The organism is Streptomyces sp. Edi4, assembly GCF_040253615.1.
GTDB lineage: Bacteria > Actinomycetota > Actinomycetes > Streptomycetales > Streptomycetaceae > Streptomyces.
The window spans coordinates 6,862,605-6,878,447 of record NZ_JBEJGY010000004.1 but is presented as its reverse complement, the minus strand read 5'-3'; the positions used below and the strand labels follow the sequence as shown (position 1 = coordinate 6,878,447).

Sequence of the window (15,843 nt, the reverse complement as noted above, 5' to 3'; positions counted from 1 at the left end):
GAATACCTCACGGGCAGGCCTCCTGCCTGACGAGGGCGCCCCAGCCGGGCAACCGGCCCGGCCCGAGCCGAGGGACAGCGCTTCCTCCCACGCTAGGCCCGCGCACCCGCCCTCGCATGGCGGCGACGAAGTTGCGCGGCCACCCCTTCCATGGCGCCCCATCCACGGCAGCCCATCCACGGCAGCCCTGGCCGCCGCGCGGTTAGGCTCGCGCCATGCACGCTTCCTGGGATCCGGCCGCGCCCGGCGTGCTCCTGCTGCCGTCGGGGCGGCTGGTGCGCGGCAGAGGCCTGCGCCACCCACTTCCCGCCGGGCCACGGCCCGAGTTCGCACTCCACCTTCTTGGCCGCCGCCCGGGCCCCGTCGACTGGGGCAGCCAGTGGTTGCGCTGGCCCGACTTCTGGCTGCCGTCCGACCGGACCGGCTTCGCCTCGGCCCTGAGCGCGCTGCTGGCCCGCGCCGGGAACGAGCGGGTGGAGGTGGCCTGCGGGGGCGGCGTGGGCCGTACCGGCACCGCCTTGGCCTGCCTCGCCGTCCTGGACGGCGTCCCCGCCCGAGAGGCAGTCACGTTCGTACGGGAACGTTACGACCGCCGCGCGGTCGAAACCCCCTGGCAGCGGCGCCTCGTGGCGAACTGGGAGCCGACCACCGCCTGAGGACATAAGGGGGTCTCCTCCCCCGAGCCGCACGACGGCGCACGACGCCTCACGCCCCGAGCCGTGCGATCGCCTCCTCGGTGACCGGCGTGAAGAAGTTGACGAGGTGGCCGTCGGGGTCGCGCAGCAGCAGTGAGCGGTTGCCCCACGGCATCGTGGTGGGCTCCTGCACGAACTGCGCCGCGCAGCCCGCGTCCACCAGATTCCGGTGCAACGCGTCCACGTCCCGCACGCGGAACTCCAGGATGACGCTCCGGTTGTCGGCGGGGCGCGCCGCGCCGGGCGCGAACATCGCGACCGTACGGGTGCTGCCGATCGCCAGGGTGGCCGTGGCGGTCCTGAGCTCGGCGAAGTCGTCGGTCGCCCAGCGGGCTCCCACCCCGGTCGCGCGCTCGTAGAAGCCGACGAGGCGGGCGATGTCGTCGGTGATGACACGGATCGAGACGAAGTCCATGGTGCGCTCCGAGGGGAGAGAGGGTCGGTGGTTCCGGCGCGTTTCCGCGCCTGTGACCTCACGCTATGACCAATACCGGACAGAAACCGCCCGGTATTGGCGGCATACTTTCCGGCATGGCCCGACCCACAGCCCGCGTGCTCACCCTGCTCGAACTCCTTCAGTCCGGCGGTACCCGGACGGTGGCCGAGCTCGCCGGTCAGCTCGGTGTCGACGAGCGCACGGTGCGGCGCTATGTCCAGCATCTGCTCGAACTCGACGTGCCCGTCATCTCGGTACGCGGCCGCTATGGCGGTTACCGCCTTGCCCCCGGATACCGGATGCCGCCGCTCATGCTGAACGACGAGGAAGCGCTCGCCGTCCTGCTGGGCCTGGTCGCCGGGCGGCGAGCGGGGCTGATGACGAGCACGGGTGTGGCGAGCGAGACGGCGGCGGCGAAGGTACGGCGTGTGCTGCCCGAGCGGCTGGGCCGGGGACTCGACGCCGTCCTCGACTCGCTGGCATTCACCGACCCCGGCGCCCCGGCAGCCCGGGCTGCCCCGCCGGACAAGCCCGAGCGGCCCATCACGCCCACCGGACCTGGGGCGCAGGACCCCGATCCCGCGGGCCTCCCCGCTCCCCTCTCCGCCACCCATGCGGCCCCGCCCGCCGCCGCTCCCACCGCTCCCCGCAGCGACGTTCTGCTCCCGCTCGCCGACGCCGTACGCCACCACCGGCCGGTCCGCCTGCGGTACGCCTCCGCCACCGGCCGGCACAGTGAACGCACCCTGCACCCGTACGGCCTGGTCACCCATGCCGGCAGGTGGTATGTCACCGGCGCCGACCCCGCGATCGGTGAGGACCGGATGTTCCGGCTCGACCGTGTTCTAGACGCCCGCACCCTGCCCGGATCGTTCGCGCCGCCCACCGGGCCCGGCCCCGGTCCCGCCGAACGTGTCCTGACCGGGCTTGCCACGGCTCCGTACGCACACGAGGTGAGCCTGCGGATCCAGGGGACGGCCGAGCAGATCCGGCCCTGTCTGCCGGCCGCCCTCGCGACGCTCACCCCCATCCCCAGAGCCAAAGGCGGGGAACAGGACGATCAACAGGCTTGGTTCCGTGCCGAGTTGAGAGTCGAACGCCTCGACTGGCTGCCCGCCGTGCTCGCGTCCCTCGACCGGCCGTTCGTCATCGAGCGGCCCGCCGAACTCCGCGCCCTGGTCGTCGACTTCGCCGAGCGTCTGGCCCGTTCGGCGCGGCCGCCGGACGACGAGGGCCGCTCCTGAAGCCTTGCGACACTGGTCCGATGAACCGTGAACAGATCTCCCGCATCGCCCACACGCACCACCCGATCGCGGCCCCCGTCGACGACGACGCGGTCCGCCGCCTCCTCGATGAGGCCATCTCGCGCGAGGACGCCCGCGTACTCGACCTCGGCTGCGGCGGCGCCGAGTGGCTGCTGCGCGCGCTGGCCGCCCGCCCGCGCCTGCGGGCCGTGGGCGTGGACACCTCCGAGCCCGCCCTGACCCGCGCCCGCGAGGAGGCCCGGGGCCGGGGTGTGGACGCACGTCTGACCCTCCACCAGCAGGACGCCGCCCGATTCACCTCGGCCGACCCCTTCGACCTGGTGCTCAACGTCGGCGCCGGGCACGCCCACGGGGGCCTGCTCCCCACCCTCGCGGCGGCCCGCGCGCATCTGGCGCCCGGCGGGCGCGTGCTGGTCGGCGACGGATTCTGGGAGCGCGCCCCCTCCCCCGAAGCCGTCGACATGCTGGGCGAGTTGAGTGATCTGCCGACCACACTCGACGCCGTCGTCGCCGATGGCTGGACACCGGTGGGCGCCCACATCAGCACGCGCGGCGAGCTCGACGCCTACGAATGGTCCTGGACGGGCTCGCTCGCCTCCTGGGCCCTCGACCACCCGCACGACCCGGACAGCGCGCGGGCCCTGGAGACGGCGGCCACCCACCGCACCGAGTGGCTGCGCGGCTACCGGGACTCCTTCGGCTTCGTATGCCTGGTGCTGCGCCCCACGCCGTAGCAGCGCCCAACTTCCTTTCACCTTAACGGCTTTGTCGCACGACTTCCGGACATCCACACCCGTCGGGGCCCGGTTTCCCGGTCCCGCCGGGCCCGTCGCCGGGTCCATGACCTCGCCCCTCGCCGCCCGCGACACCCAGGAATTGCCTGCGGTTTACCCGCGCTCCCTTCACAAGCCATGTGACATATGCAATTTTACAGACGCGCAAGAGCGAGCCGCGTTCATGCCAACTGCTCCGTACGGCCCGTGGGTTCCCGGGTCTGCTTCGTCACGCCCCGTCACCCGGGGGCGGCGGGCGGGCCCGGCCCCCGGTATCCCCCACCGCCGCGCCGCGTGCGCGGCTCCACACCGCTGGGAGGCGGCACGTGAACACCCGAACAGAAGGACTGAGACGAAGTCTCACCGGTTTTCTGATACTTGCCCTCGCACTCTGCATGGGCATCGCCATGATGGCGCAGCCGAGCCGCGCCGTCGCCGCCGGCTCCCAGAAGCCCGCAGGGCCGTCCGGCAAGGCCACCGCCGCGAGCGGGTCCGCCGCCAAGTCCGCGCCGCCACTTGTGGGTTCGACCGCCAATGTGTCCGACCGTTCCGATGCGCGGCACACCCCGCTGGACGCCGCGCACCTGCCGCCGAAGCAGCCCGTGACCTCCCCCGCACAGCAGAAGGCGAAGAGCAGAGCCGTCAAGGGCGCGGCGGCGTCCTGTACGCCGGGTGACTTCGGCAGCCGCAGCGGAGCGGCGCTCGTGAGCTTCGTCCAGGCTTCCACGACGGACTGCGTCAACACCCTGTTCGGTGTGACCGGGACCGACGCGCACAACATCTTCCAAGAGCCCAGCATGGTGGCCGTCGCGGGCGCGCTCCAGAACACGGCGCGGACCTACCCCGGTGACAACTCCACCAACGTGTGGCAGCTCGTGCTGTTCCTGCGCGCCGGCTACTACGTGCAGTCCAACAACGCCTCCGACGTGGGTCCCTACGGAGCGGCGCTCGCCGGCGCCAGCGAGGCGGCCCTGGACACCTTCATCGCGTCCCCGCACTTCATGGACGTCAGCGCGGCCAACGGCGACATCATGGGCGAGGTCATCGTCCTCACCGACAGCGCCAACGAGCAGGCCCGCTACCTGAACACCTACAAGAAGGTGCTCACCTCCTACACCAGCTCCTGGGACACCTACTGGAGCATGGACACCGCCGTCAACGACGTGTTCACACCGCTGTTCCGAGGCCACTGGAACCCTGCCTACATCGCGGCCGTGACGGCCGACCCGGGCATCGTCGACACCCTGAACTCCTTCGTGCTGGGCCACCTCGCCAAGCTCAACGACTCCTGGTTCTACCTGGAGTCCAACGCCGGCACCGAACTCGCGCGCTTCCTCGACACCCCCGCCCTCCAGGCGAAGGTGCGCCCGCTGGCCAAGGGCCTTCTCGGGTCCTCCGCCATCACCGGCCCGACCGCGCCCCTGTGGGTCGGCGTGGCGGCGATGACCGACGCCAACGACAAGGCGCAGTGCTCCTACTACGGCACATGTGACTTCATCAACCAGCTCACCGCGGCCGCGCTGCCGATCACGTACAACTGCGACGCCGACCACACCTTCCGCGCCCAGTCCCTGAGCGACGCCGCCCTCGCCGCGGCCTGCACCAGCGTCAAGGGCCAGGACGCGTACTTCCACAGCATCGTCAAGGACAGCGGTCCGGTGGCGAACGACCACAACACCAACATCCAGATCGTCACGTTCGCCAGCCCCAAGGACTACCAGACGTACTCCGGCTGGATCTTCGGCAACAGCACCAACAACGGCGGCGAGTACCTGGAGGGCGACCCGTCCGACCCGGCCAACCAGGCACGTTTCCTGTCCTACGTGAAGAGCGTGGGCGACGGTTTCCCCGGCGACATCTGGAACCTCAACCACGAGTACACGCACTACCTCGACGGCCGCTACGACATGGCGGGTGACTTCAACGCCGGCCAGGACGTCCCGGACATCTGGTGGATCGAGGGCTTCGCGGAGTACGTCTCCTACAGCTACCGCAACCTGCCCGACACCGAGGCCATCGCCGACGCCGCCCAGCACACCTACGCGCTGAGCACCCTGTGGCAGAGCTCGTACACCAACTCCGACCAGACCCGCACCTACCCGTGGGGCTACCTGGCCACCCGGTACATGGTCGAGAAGCACCCGGCCGACGTGCAGAACATGCTCGCCAAGTTCCGCGCCGGTGACTACGCGGGGGCGTACGCGCTCTACGCGACCGGCATCGGCACGCGGTACGACGCGGACTTCAACACCTGGCTTGACGCCTGCGCCGCCGGCGCCTGCGGCGGGACGGCCAGTGGCCCCACCGCGGCCTTCGACGCCACCGTCGCCCAGCTCACCGTCAGCCTGACCGACAAGTCCACCGACGCCGCCGGCACCATCACCCAGCGCGCCTGGGACTTCGGCGACGGCACCACCTCCACCGCCACCAACCCCTCCAAGACCTACAAGGCGCCCGGCACCTACACCGTCACCCTGACCGTCACCGACGTCAAGGGCCTGACCAACACGGCCACCAAGTCGGTCGTCGTCACCGGCGCCCTGCCCACCTGCACCGACCCCGACACCCGTGTCATGGGCCAGAACTGCTCGCGCTCGGGCCTCGCGGCCCAGAAGGGCGACCTGGACTACCTGTTCCTGTACCTGCCCGCCGGAAAGGTCACCCTGAAGGTCACCACGACCGGCGGCACCGGGAACGCCGACCTCTACTACAACACCAGCACCTGGGCGACGAACTCGGCCTACACCGCGCGCTCCACGAAGTCCGGCAACGCCGAGACCATCACCGTGACCAACAAGACGGCGGGCTACCGCTACATCAGCCTCTACGGGAAGACCGCGTTCAGCGGGGTGACAGTCACCACGGCCTACTGATCCCGGCCCGGTCCATCCCCCTGTGACGACGTGCGGTGCCGGACCCGGACCCCGGGTCCGGCACCGCACGGACGCGTTCTCGCGCTCAGCCCGGCCAGGTCCCGGTCAGGCGCCGGGTCGCGGTGGCGCCGGCCCGGTCGACGGTGGCCTTGACGGCGGCGTAGATCGCGCCCTGCAACATGGCGGCGAGCAGCACCTCGCGCCAGCCCCGGTCCTCGTCGGTGGCATCGGGTGCGTCGTCGTCATGAGCGAGCCGCTTCCACGTCTGCTTGAACACGATCCCGGCGAGCATTCCGCCGACGACGCCGAGACCGAGCCCGACCGGCTTGTAAAGGATCTTCGACACTTTCACCGGCTCATCCCTTCCCCCGGCGGCAGACCAGCCACACCACGGCGGCCACACCGCCCGCCGCGAGGAGCAGGGCCCTCGGATCCCGGATCCCGCGCCCGGTGCCCGCCGCGGTGTGCCACACCGTTTCGGGGACGGCGCCCGGGACCGCATCGGGCGTCTTGTCCTGCCAGGTGCGCACCGCCTTGTCCCGGGCCGCGCCGGCGGCGTGGGCGGCCTTGTCCTTGACGGGGTGGGCGACCTTGCCCTGCACCGTGTCCTGCACGTGGTGGGCGACGTCCGCGGTCTTGGCCTTCAGCTCGTGCGCCTTGGCCTCGGCGCGTTCTCGCACTTCGGCGGCCTTGTCACGGGCGCGTGCCTTGACATCGGTCTTGGCCGCCAGCGCCTCGACCGTACGCCCCAGGTCCTGGCGGGTGCGTTCGACCTGCTCGCGCAGTTCCTCGGGGCCGGGAGAGCCCAGCTCTCCGTGGGGTGTGTCGGTCATCGGTGTGCACTTCCCTTGATCGTGGCCAGGTCGGCCTTCACGTTCTCGATGGTCTGCTCGGGCGCGGGCGGGGCCGCCCGGCCCACCTGCTTCTTCCCGCTGAGGGCCATGACCGCGGCGATCGCGCCCAGCACCCCGGCCACGATGAGCGCGGCGGCCCACACGGGCAGCGGCACGGCGAGCCCCGCGATGGCGGCGGCCACCAGGGCCTGGAGGGTGAGGAAGCCGATCAGTCCGGCGCCGCCGAAGAGGCCGCCGCCCCGGCCGTACCGCCTGCCCTTCTCCTTCATCTCGGCCTGCGCGAGCGACAGTTCGGCGCGCACCAGCTCGGTCAGTTGCTGCGAGGCCCGCTGGACCAGTTCACTCACCGGCTCTTTGCCCGGCGCGTGGGCGCCCGGTCCTGGGCCTGCCCCGTGGGGCTGCGTGCTCGACACGAGGGCCACCTCCCGTTTTCGTGAATCGTCTCGGCTCACGGGTACCGGTGCCCGCGGCCGCCTGCCCCCACCCGAGTACCCCGGATGGCACGATTCAGGGCAGACCGGCCGGGAACGCCCGGTCCGGCCCACCCCGCCGCGGGGCGTTCGGAGCCGGAGCTCTCAGATCTCTCCCACGCGCCGCCGGTCGTGCTCGTCCCACGCCGCGGTGTCACGCGGCTGGGTGTACGGTTCCTCGTCCGGCGGCATGCCGCCGGCGATCGCCCGCTGGCGTACGGTCTCCGCGTCGAACTCGAGCCCCAGCAGGATCGCCAGATTGGTGAGCCACAGCCACACCAGGAAGACGATGACGCCGGCCATCGTGCCGTACGTCTTGTTGTACGAACCGAAGTTGGCGACGTAGACCGCGAGACCGCCCGAGGCGAGCAGCCAGATCAGCAGCGCCACGAAGCTGCCCGGCGTGAGCCAGACGAAGCCCTTCACCTTCGCGTTCGGGCTCGCCCAGTACAGCAGCGCGATCATGATCACGACCAGCAGGACCAGGACGGGCCACTTGGCGATCGACCACACCGTAAGGCCGGCGCTCCCCACGCCGAGAGCGGTTCCGGCCTGCTCGGCCAGGCTGCCGGTGAAGACCACGATGAGCGCGCTGATGACCGCGAGGACCATCAGGAGCACGGTCAGACCGAGCCGCAGGGGCAGGATCTTCCACACCGGGCGCCCCTCCGGCATGTCGTAGACCGCGTTGGCCGCCCGCATGAACGCGGCCACATAGCTCGACGCGGACCACACCGCGAGCACCAGGCCGACGACCGCCACCAGTGAGCCCGTGCCCGCGCTGCCCTGCAACTGTTTCACCGCGCTCGTGATGATGTCCCTGGCGGGTCCCGGCGCCAGCCCCTGAAGGTTGTTCAGGAGCTTGTCGGTGGTCGACTGCCCCGCGATGCCGAGGAGCGACACGAGCACGAGCAACGCGGGGAAGAGCGACTGCACTCCGTAGTAGGTGAGCGCGGCGGCCCGGTCGACGAGCTCGTCGTCCCTGAACTCCCGCAGGCTGCCTTTGAGCACCGCCCGCCACAGCCCTTTCGGGAGCTTGGTCGGTACGTCCGGCGCCGCCCGCTCCACCTCGGGGCCGGGGCCGGCGTCCCGGGCCGTCCCGGCTCCGTCCTGGGCTCCGGATCCGGCTCCGGCCTCCGGTGACCGGCCGCTCTGTCGCCATGGAAGATGCAAGTTCGCCATGTGCGGCGGGTACCCCGACGAGCGTACGTTTCACCGAGGCGGCCCCACGGGCTGTCGTGCGCGGGCCGCGAGTTGAGCAACTCCCCCTCCGAGCACACCAGTTGCTGGACGGACATCCGTGGGCCATACGCAGGTCATGCGTAGGTCATGTGTAAGTCATACGCAGGCCAGTCGAGGGACGGATTCAGGACAGCCGTTCTTGAGAGCGCGACCAGTCGCCTCGGACCCGCCCGCGTGCCTCGTCGGCGGCGTCGCCTTCGGGACCTTTTGCGACCGTGCCGGTTTCCGGCCATCGACCGGTAATTTCCTGGAAACTTGACTGTGCCGTGGGCAGGGTGACGACCGGACGCCGGAGTCGGAACCGGGCGGCGCGCCGTGACCGCACTGCGCGCCGGCCCGGCACGCGGTGCGCCGCGCCGGGAAGGCCCAGGACGCCAAGGACGCCAGTGATGCCAAGGAGGCCAAGCGTACGAGGGCGTCAGGACACCGAGGACGTCGACGACGTCGACGACCTCAAGGAATGGGGCCGCCGCACGCGGGACTTCTGGCGCTGCCAAGTGATTCACGGGGACGCATCAAGGTCGCGCATGCCGACACGCGAGCCGCGACGGGGGACGAGAAATGTCAACACTGGGGTATCTGACAAGCCTGCCCGAGCTCGCGCTCGCCTTCGCGGACGAGGCCAACCGCGCCGCGTACGAGGACCGTTGCGTGGTGGGCGCGCAATTCGTCCCCTGCCTCGCCGTCGAGGACGCTCTCGACATCGCCGGGTGTCTCGTGGTCGCCCACGCGGCGACCGTGGGGGCGCTCGCACCGGCCCGTGTCGACCGGTTGTTGCGGGCGCTCAGGGACAGGAGAGCGGCCGGCCTCGCGCTGAGCGTCCCCCGTGACCCGGGTTCCGGCGTCACCCCCGTCGTACGGCAGACTGCGCTGCGCCTTGCCCTGCCGCTGCTGGCGACCCGGGCCGAGCCGACGGTGTGGGAGCGGGTCGACCGCGACCTCTCGCGCACCTGGCAGCGCCAGGCGAGGCAGCACATGCGACGCATCGCGCAATACGTCGAACACCTCCCGGCCGCTTTCGACCGGCCCGACGCCGACGAGCACCTGGTGACGGGCCTGTCCAAGTCGCTGGCCGCGTACGTGCTTCTCCTGGGGCCCACACCCGGGGAGGTCCGCGCCGAGTATCCCCACGACGCCCCCGACACGCACCGGTACACCGCCCATGAGGCCGTGCTGAGCCAGGAGACCACCCGCCGGCCGCGGTTTCGCAACGGCCTGCACGTGGTGAAACTGTCCGTGGGGGCCGAGACCGACGCGTCGTTTCTCGTTCTGGTCTCCACCATGCCCTTCGAGGCGGAAACGCTCGCCCTGGCACACCACACGGCCAAACTGCTCGCTCTGGCACACGAGGTCCTGCGCGTCCACCAGCTCAACGACAGCGCCCGAGGGGTCAGACTCAGCGTGTTCCAGATGCTGATGGGCGGCCAGACCGTCCTGGCCCAGCGGGCGATGGAAGGGCTCAGCCCGGGGCTGCTGCGGACGGAGCAGGTCCGCGTCCATGTCATCGCCACCCCGCCCCAAGGCCGCGAGGACATGGTGCGCGCCCTGGAGCCGGCCACCGACGGCAAGGCCCTGCTGGTGCGCTGCCCGGCCCGCGAGGACCACATCATCGTCGTGGAGCCGCTGCGCCGGCCGCCGGGCGACACCGACAGCGTGCGGCGCGTGCTCGAGGACGCCGTGTCCACCCGGCGGACATGCGTCCTGGGCGGCAGCCGCCCGTACGGGCTCGCCGATGTCGCGGACGCCTACAGCGAGGCGAGCAACGCGCTGGTCTCCGCGCACCACAGCCTCGAACGGATCGGCATGTTCGACGGCTCGGCGCCGCTGGCACCCCTGCTCGGTGCGGCGGCGCACCGCTGGGCCGAACATGTCCTGGCCCCACTCCTCGCCATGCCGTACGCGGTCCGCGACGAGCTCATCGGCACGATGCGCCTCGCGCTGGACTTCCCTCACACCGAGACGGCCCGGATCCTGGGGGCGCACCGCAACACGGTGGCCGCCCGCGCCGCGCGCGTCGCCGAGGTGCTGGGCGCCGAGGGCAGGCCGCTCGACCTCAAGGACGTCCGCGTACGTACGGTCGTCCACCTCGCGCTGTCCCTGACCAGGACGTGGAACCCGCTCCACGACACCGCGCCCGAGCGGGCGTCGCTCGCCTCCATCCTTCAGTGCGAGCCCGCCCTGACCTGGGCGCGGGCCCTGCTCCAGCCCCTGCGCGGCGCACCCCCGCAGCTGATCGGCACGCTGCGCGCGTGGGTCGGGTGCAACCTGCACATCGACGACACCGCCGAGGCGGTCGGGGTCGGCGCCGCGACGGTACGCAAGCGGCTGCGGCAGGCGGAGGCGTTGATCCAGCGCGATCTGACGACGGGCCTGTCGGGGGCGCACACTCTGGTCCTGGCACTGTCCGCGACGACGGGCGAGCCGGTACTGCCAAGTCTGCGCTAGCCGGGGAACCCCCAGCGCCCGTGCCTCTCCCCCATTCCCCGCTCCCGTACCCCCTCCCCCGCTCCCCGTGCCTGGCACGCACGCGGGACCGACTGTGCACGCGTGATCTCCCGCAGCCGTCGAACTGTGCATCGGTGCGCTATCCGGTGACCGGGGCCGCACCTAGCGTGAGAGGTACGCGAACAAGCTCTTCGCCCGACGACAGTCCCGCTTCGCCACACTTCAGAGGATGGTTGTGCCCGCACTGCCTGTAGTCGCGGTCCTGGGGTCGGCCCCCGTGGCCCACTTCGCCGCCCACGGTCTCACGTCCGTCGGCCTCACGGCCCATACCTGGGCTCTGCCCGGCCGCTATTCCGCCCGCAAGGCCGCCGGGCTGGCCGACTCGGTGCCGGACTGGTCGGCCCAACTCGCCCCGTGCGACACCCTGTTGACCGCGTTCGACCACCCCAACGTCCTCGAGGTGGTCATGCTGCACCACCTCCTTCCCGCCGTGCGGCCCGGGGCCCTGTGGATCCAGATCGGCCCCGTGTCGGACCCGGGCGCCGGCGCCCTGACCGACCTGTCCCAGCGCATGGGTGTGGCCTGCGCGCAGGCTCCGCTGCGCTGGTCGGCGGACGGCGTCACCGCGTACGGGCACCTTCCGTCGCTCGCCAACACCCCTTGGACGCAGCGGCAGGCCGACGCCGACCTGGTGTACGGCGCGGTGATAGCCGGGATCGTCGGCAGCGGATTCGGCGGCGAGTTCACCCCCTCGGACCTGCCCCGCGAGAGCGCACGCGACTTCATCCTCTGGGACGCCGAACTGAACGACAGACCCCTGCCGGGCCGCCCGGACGAAACGGCGGCAGAGCGCCTTACGGCCCTGACGGCCCAGACGCACTCCGAAGCGGTGATCGCCGAACTGATCCGCCGGGGTCTGGTGAACCCCCGCAACTCACAGCGGGGGGAGCATCCTTGGTGACGGGGATGGGAGCAGCGAGGGACAGGGCGGGGTCGACCGCCTGGAACACCAGGTCGGCAACCTCCTGGACATGTCCCGCCTGCATACCGGCACGGTCTCCCCGCTGATCCGCGACAAGGGGGCCTCTTGGAGCGCGCGGTCGCCGACATCGTGGAACGGTACGCTCACGGCCGAGGACACCCCCGGCGGGGGCTGACGATGGCCCGGACGCCGCGGACCGCCCCGACCGGTCCGCGCGGCCGGAAGGGGGAGCACCCCGCGGCGGTCACGTCCTGACCACCGCCCCCCGTCCCTACGACCCGACCCGCATACGCCCCCTCATACGTCCCGTCGCGCGATCAGCTCCGCCAGCGTGGCCAGCGCCCCCGCCCCTTCGGGAACGAGCTCCGCGCCTGCCAGACAGTCGAGGGCCGCCGCCCGCTGCCGGTCCGCCTCTTCCTGGGCCCAGCGGCGGCCGCCCGCCTCCTCGATCAGCGCGGCGGCACGGTCGACCGCCGCGTCGTCCAGCGGTTCCGCGCGGCCGTAGAGCGCGGCGAGCCGGGCCCCCGCAGGGCTCCCGCCGGACAGCGCGGCCGCCACCGGCAGGGACTTCTTGCGCAGCCGGATGTCCGCGCCGACGGGCTTGCCGGTCGTCGCGCTGTCGCCCCAGATGCCCAGGAGGTCGTCGACGAGCTGGAAGGCGAGCCCCAGATGGCGCCCGAACTCCCGCAGCAGGTTCACATTCCGCTCGTCGGCACCGGCCGCGAGCGCGCCCATCGCACAGGCCGCGGCCAGCAGCGACGCCGTCTTGCCGCCCGCCATCCGCAGACACTCGTCCAGGCCGACATCCGCGCGCGTCTCGAAGGCCAGATCGGCGCCCTGGCCCGCGACCAGCTCCAGGAGGGCGGCGGACAGCTCGCGCACGGTGGCGGGGGAGAGCTGCGGGCAGCGGTGCGCGAGCACATCGATCGCGGCGGCGAGCAGGGCGTCACCGGCGAGCACCGCCCGTGCGCTGCCGAAGACCGCCCAGGTGGCGGGGCGGCCCCTGCGGGTCCTGTCGCCGTCCATCAGATCGTCGTGCACCACCGTGAAGTTGTGCACCAGCTCCACGGCCGCCGCATGCGCCACCGCCTGCCCTGGCCCCGCGCCGAGCGCCTGGGCGGCGGCCAGGACGAGGGCGCCGCGCACCCCTTTGCCCCAGTCGCCGTTGACCGGGCGCCCTGCCTCGTCGCACCAGCCGAAGTGGTAGGCGGCCACCGAATGCACCGGCTCAGCGAGCCGGTCGACCGCCTTGCGCAGCTCGGGCTCGGTGAGCTCCTTGGCCCGCTGGAGGAGCAGTCCCGCCTCGGTGGTGACCGCCGGCGCCGTCAATGCTCGGCCCTCGTCAGGACCGACTCCAGATAGGCGTCGGGGCGCCGGCTGTCGTCGGCCACCTCGGCGGCCTGGTACCGCTTGGTCCGGCGCGACCAGTCGAGATTGCCCCGCATCCAGGTCCGCATCCCCGCCAGATACGGCGTGAGGACCGCCGAGTGCTCCGGGTACGCCTCCAGCAGTTCGCTCTCCCGCGCCAGGAACTCCTCGGTCCGCGCCGACGTCGCGCCGACGACGTGGGCGAGCGCCTTCTCCCCGTCAAGACCCCGGTGGTGCTCCACCACGTGGACGAGGTTGTGGACCTCGCCCATGGCCCGCTCCTTCTCCAGCGAGTAGACGTCGTTGGTCCAGCACACGACGTCGCACGCCGCGTCGAGGGCCGCCGTGAACTCCGCGCTCTCATAGACGGCCACCGGTACGTCGATCCGCTCGACCATGTCGATGAAGTCCATGCACACATAGATCGCGCCGGTGTGCCTGCGCTTCTCGATGTACGTCTCCTCGTCGGGGACGACGCCCGCGTGTCGGTTCCCCGCCTCCCAGGTCGCCGCCGTGGTCAGGCAGTCGTCCAAGTGCTGCACGAACCGGCGGCGCCAGTGGGCCGTGGTCACCTCCGAGGAGCGCAGCCACAGGTCGGCGAGGGACGAGACGGCCGCCGGAAGCGCGGGGTCCACCGAGGCGGCCGCGCCGTGGTCGGCGCTCTCCAGGACGGCTCGCATCCCGCCCACCACCTCGCGCACCTGCTCCGGGCTGCGCCCCACGCTGCCGTCGTCCAACTGGTCGTCGACGAGGAAGAGCCAGGCGAACCAGTCCGCCATCAGATCAAGGCGCTCGGCGTCCGCGGTCGGGTACACCAGGGCGGCGAACCAGCCGAAATCCGCCTTCTCGAACCGCCGCCTGGCCGCCTCGCGCCGCACCAGACCGATCCGCCGGGTCCACTCCCCGAGGTGGGCTCGCGCCTGCTCGACGTACGGACTCACCTGGTACGGGAACGGGTTGAGGATCTGCGGCACGGGCCCCTCCGGCCTGTCGGCGGTCGTCGGCTTCGTCATGAGCGCGGCTCCGGCCGCAGGTGCACCCCGCCCTTGGGATGCAGCGTGATCAGCGCCTCCGGGTGCACGTCGGGCGAGCCCGCCGGCCGGACGAGACGGTGGGTGCGGCCCACCGTGGCGAGCACCAGGGTGAGTTCGGCGAGGGCGAAGTGCTTGCCGATGCAGATACGGTGGCCGCTGCCGAAGGGGACGTAGGCGTGCTTGGGACGCCTCGCGACCTGCTCGGGTGTGAACCGCTCGGGATCGAAGCGCTCCGGGTCGTCCCAGAAGTCCGGGTGCCGGTGCAGGAAGTAGCTGTTGATCAGGACGTTGGTACCAGCCGGCATCCGGTGCCCGTCGATCTCGTCCTCCTCGCGCGCCCGCCGCATGAACTGGTAGGCGGGGGAGTAGATGCGCAGCGTCTCCTCGGCGACCATCCGGGCGTACGACAGCTTCGGCAGGTCCTCGAACTCCGGCACCCGCCCGCCGAGCACCTGATCGACCTCGGCGTGCAGCCGCTCCTCGATCTCGGGGTGTCCGGCCAGCAGGTAGAAGGCCCAGGACAGGGTGTTGGTGGTCGTCTCGTAGGCGCCGATGCAGATGTTCAGGACCTCGTGGTGCAGCTGCTCCAGGTCCATCCCCTTGCCGTCCTCCTCGTCCACGGAGTGCAACAGCAGGGTCAGCAGATCGGGTTCCTCGCCCGCGGGGGTGTCCTCGCGCAGCCGCTGGGTGATGAACCCGGAGACGAACGCGTCCATGTCGTTGATGGCCCTGCGCAGCCGCTCGTTGCGCGGCGTCGGGACGCTCAGCGGCGGGAACGGGAAGCGGAAGAAAGCGCCGAGGATACTGTTCGCCTCGCCGAAGGCCCGCTCGAAGGCCTGCGCGGACGTGCTCACATCGGCGCTGAACAGCGACCTGTTGACGATGCGCAGCGCCAGCTGGCCGATCTCGTCGGTGACGTCGAGCGTCCCCCCGGGCCCGCGGGCCCCCTCGCCGCGCTCCCAGCGTTCCAGCATGCGGACGGTCTCGTCGGTCATGTTCCTGGCGAACGCGCCGACCGTGCGCGGCGTGAAGTGCGGCGCCATCATGCGCCGCTGCCTGCGCCACAGCTCCATGTCCGCGTTGGCGATGAGCCCCTTGCGCAGCACGGGCCTGACCACCTTGAAGAGCACGGCGTCCTTGTCGTACTGCTCGCCGCGGTCGACGAGCACGTGCCGGATGTAGTCCGGGTGGTTCACCATCACCATCGGCAGGCCGAGCAGCCGGAAACGGAAGATGTCCCCGTGCCGCTCGAGACCGCCGCCGAGAAAGGCGAGTTGGTCACGCTTGAAGGCGAGCGTGCCGCCGATGCCGTCCCGTGCCCTGATGGTCGGAATCTCTTTCAGCGGAGAATTCTTCCGGGGACGCAACCGGCGTGCGGCGCGGTCGAGCGGAGTCAGGGACATTCA

At 71.5% G+C, this 15,843-nt stretch carries 14 protein-coding genes and 1 pseudogene; 7 read left to right on the top strand and 8 right to left on the bottom strand.

Going from position 1 to position 15,843, the window contains the following annotated elements; genetic code table 11:
- The first annotated feature begins 215 nt into the window (after positions 1-215).
- Positions 216-656: a protein-tyrosine phosphatase family protein gene (locus ABR738_RS33000; protein ID WP_350233593.1), complete on the top strand. Its 441-nt coding sequence runs from the start codon at positions 216-218 to the stop codon at positions 654-656.
- 49 nt (positions 657-705) lie between these two features.
- Here ABR738_RS33000 and ABR738_RS32995 read toward each other — a convergent pair whose 3' ends face one another.
- Entirely contained in the window at positions 706-1,110 is a 405-nt protein-coding gene (locus tag ABR738_RS32995; RefSeq protein WP_350233592.1) for a VOC family protein, read from the bottom strand.
- Between the two features lie 116 nt (positions 1,111-1,226).
- Between ABR738_RS32995 and ABR738_RS32990 the strand changes: the two genes are divergently transcribed.
- From ABR738_RS32990 to ABR738_RS32980, 3 genes are all read left to right on the top strand, one after another.
- Positions 1,227-2,375, top strand: a complete 1,149-nt coding sequence (locus ABR738_RS32990; RefSeq protein ID WP_350233591.1) for a helix-turn-helix transcriptional regulator — start codon at positions 1,227-1,229, stop codon at positions 2,373-2,375.
- Between the two features lie 20 nt (positions 2,376-2,395).
- On the top strand, positions 2,396-3,130 hold the full coding sequence (locus ABR738_RS32985; protein ID WP_350233590.1) for an SAM-dependent methyltransferase: 735 nt from the start codon (positions 2,396-2,398) through the stop codon (positions 3,128-3,130).
- Between the two features lie 365 nt (positions 3,131-3,495).
- On the top strand, positions 3,496-6,042 hold the full coding sequence (locus tag ABR738_RS32980) for a collagenase (protein ID WP_350233589.1): 2,547 nt from the start codon (positions 3,496-3,498) through the stop codon (positions 6,040-6,042).
- Between the two features lie 85 nt (positions 6,043-6,127).
- Here the strand turns inward: ABR738_RS32980 and ABR738_RS32975 are convergent, their stop codons facing one another.
- From ABR738_RS32975 to ABR738_RS32960, 4 genes are all read right to left on the bottom strand, one after another.
- Complete coding sequence (locus tag ABR738_RS32975; protein WP_350233588.1) at positions 6,128-6,394, bottom strand: DUF4235 domain-containing protein; 267 nt, start codon at positions 6,392-6,394, stop codon at positions 6,128-6,130.
- Between the two features lie 4 nt (positions 6,395-6,398).
- Positions 6,399-6,875, bottom strand: a complete 477-nt coding sequence (locus ABR738_RS32970) for a DUF3618 domain-containing protein (RefSeq protein ID WP_350233587.1) — start codon at positions 6,873-6,875, stop codon at positions 6,399-6,401.
- On the bottom strand, positions 6,872-7,243 hold the full coding sequence (locus tag ABR738_RS32965; protein WP_350233586.1) for a phage holin family protein: 372 nt from the start codon (positions 7,241-7,243) through the stop codon (positions 6,872-6,874). Before ABR738_RS32965 ends, ABR738_RS32970 begins: the two co-directional genes overlap by 4 nt.
- Positions 7,244-7,471: 228 nt before the next feature.
- Positions 7,472-8,548 carry a YihY/virulence factor BrkB family protein gene (locus ABR738_RS32960; protein ID WP_350233585.1) on the bottom strand — a complete coding sequence of 359 codons (1,077 nt, stop codon included), beginning with the start codon at positions 8,546-8,548 and terminating at the stop codon, positions 7,472-7,474.
- A gap of 621 nt (positions 8,549-9,169) precedes the next feature.
- Here ABR738_RS32960 and ABR738_RS32955 point away from each other — a divergent pair.
- From ABR738_RS32955 to ABR738_RS37795, 3 genes and pseudogenes are all read left to right on the top strand, one after another.
- Positions 9,170-11,053 carry a helix-turn-helix domain-containing protein gene (locus ABR738_RS32955; RefSeq protein WP_350233584.1) on the top strand — a complete coding sequence of 628 codons (1,884 nt, stop codon included), beginning with the start codon at positions 9,170-9,172 and terminating at the stop codon, positions 11,051-11,053.
- Between the two features lie 229 nt (positions 11,054-11,282).
- Positions 11,283-12,014 carry a hypothetical protein gene (locus ABR738_RS32950; RefSeq protein ID WP_350233583.1) on the top strand — a complete coding sequence of 244 codons (732 nt, stop codon included), beginning with the start codon at positions 11,283-11,285 and terminating at the stop codon, positions 12,012-12,014.
- Positions 12,015-12,036: 22 nt separating this feature from the next.
- Positions 12,037-12,129, top strand: a pseudogene (locus ABR738_RS37795) (sensor protein KdpD); the annotation flags it as partial.
- 203 nt (positions 12,130-12,332) lie between these two features.
- Here the strand turns inward: ABR738_RS37795 and ABR738_RS32940 are convergent.
- Genes ABR738_RS32940 through ABR738_RS32930 form a run of 3 tightly spaced genes read right to left on the bottom strand, consistent with a single transcriptional unit; the run spans position 12,333 to position 15,840 of the window.
- Positions 12,333-13,364, bottom strand: coding sequence for a polyprenyl synthetase family protein (locus ABR738_RS32940; protein WP_350233581.1), 1,032 nt, complete (start codon positions 13,362-13,364; stop codon positions 12,333-12,335).
- Positions 13,361-14,416, bottom strand: a complete 1,056-nt coding sequence (locus ABR738_RS32935; RefSeq protein WP_350233580.1) for a terpene synthase family protein — start codon at positions 14,414-14,416, stop codon at positions 13,361-13,363. The genes ABR738_RS32940 and ABR738_RS32935 overlap by 4 nt, the downstream gene beginning before the upstream one ends.
- Positions 14,413-15,840, bottom strand: a complete 1,428-nt coding sequence (locus tag ABR738_RS32930; protein WP_350233579.1) for a cytochrome P450 — start codon at positions 15,838-15,840, stop codon at positions 14,413-14,415. Before ABR738_RS32930 ends, ABR738_RS32935 begins: the two co-directional genes overlap by 4 nt.
- Positions 15,841-15,843 lie beyond the last annotated feature (3 nt).

What these genes read in the sequence shown, in the direction of transcription:
- ABR738_RS33000 (WP_350233593.1), top strand. Translation starts at nt 216, where the DNA reads ATGCACGCTTCCTGGGATCCGGCCGCGCCCGGCGTGCTCCTGCTGCCG.
- ABR738_RS32995 (WP_350233592.1), bottom strand. Translation starts at nt 1,110, where the DNA reads ATGGACTTCGTCTCGATCCGTGTCATCACCGACGACATCGCCCGCCTC.
- ABR738_RS32990 (WP_350233591.1), top strand. Translation starts at nt 1,227, where the DNA reads ATGGCCCGACCCACAGCCCGCGTGCTCACCCTGCTCGAACTCCTTCAG.
- ABR738_RS32985 (WP_350233590.1), top strand. Translation starts at nt 2,396, where the DNA reads ATGAACCGTGAACAGATCTCCCGCATCGCCCACACGCACCACCCGATC.
- ABR738_RS32970 (WP_350233587.1), bottom strand. Translation starts at nt 6,875, where the DNA reads ATGACCGACACACCCCACGGAGAGCTGGGCTCTCCCGGCCCCGAGGAA.
- ABR738_RS32960 (WP_350233585.1), bottom strand. Translation starts at nt 8,548, where the DNA reads ATGGCGAACTTGCATCTTCCATGGCGACAGAGCGGCCGGTCACCGGAG.
- ABR738_RS32955 (WP_350233584.1), top strand. Translation starts at nt 9,170, where the DNA reads ATGTCAACACTGGGGTATCTGACAAGCCTGCCCGAGCTCGCGCTCGCC.
- ABR738_RS32950 (WP_350233583.1), top strand. Translation starts at nt 11,283, where the DNA reads ATGGTTGTGCCCGCACTGCCTGTAGTCGCGGTCCTGGGGTCGGCCCCC.
- ABR738_RS32935 (WP_350233580.1), bottom strand. Translation starts at nt 14,416, where the DNA reads ATGACGAAGCCGACGACCGCCGACAGGCCGGAGGGGCCCGTGCCGCAG.
- ABR738_RS32930 (WP_350233579.1), bottom strand. Translation starts at nt 15,840, where the DNA reads ATGTCCCTGACTCCGCTCGACCGCGCCGCACGCCGGTTGCGTCCCCGG.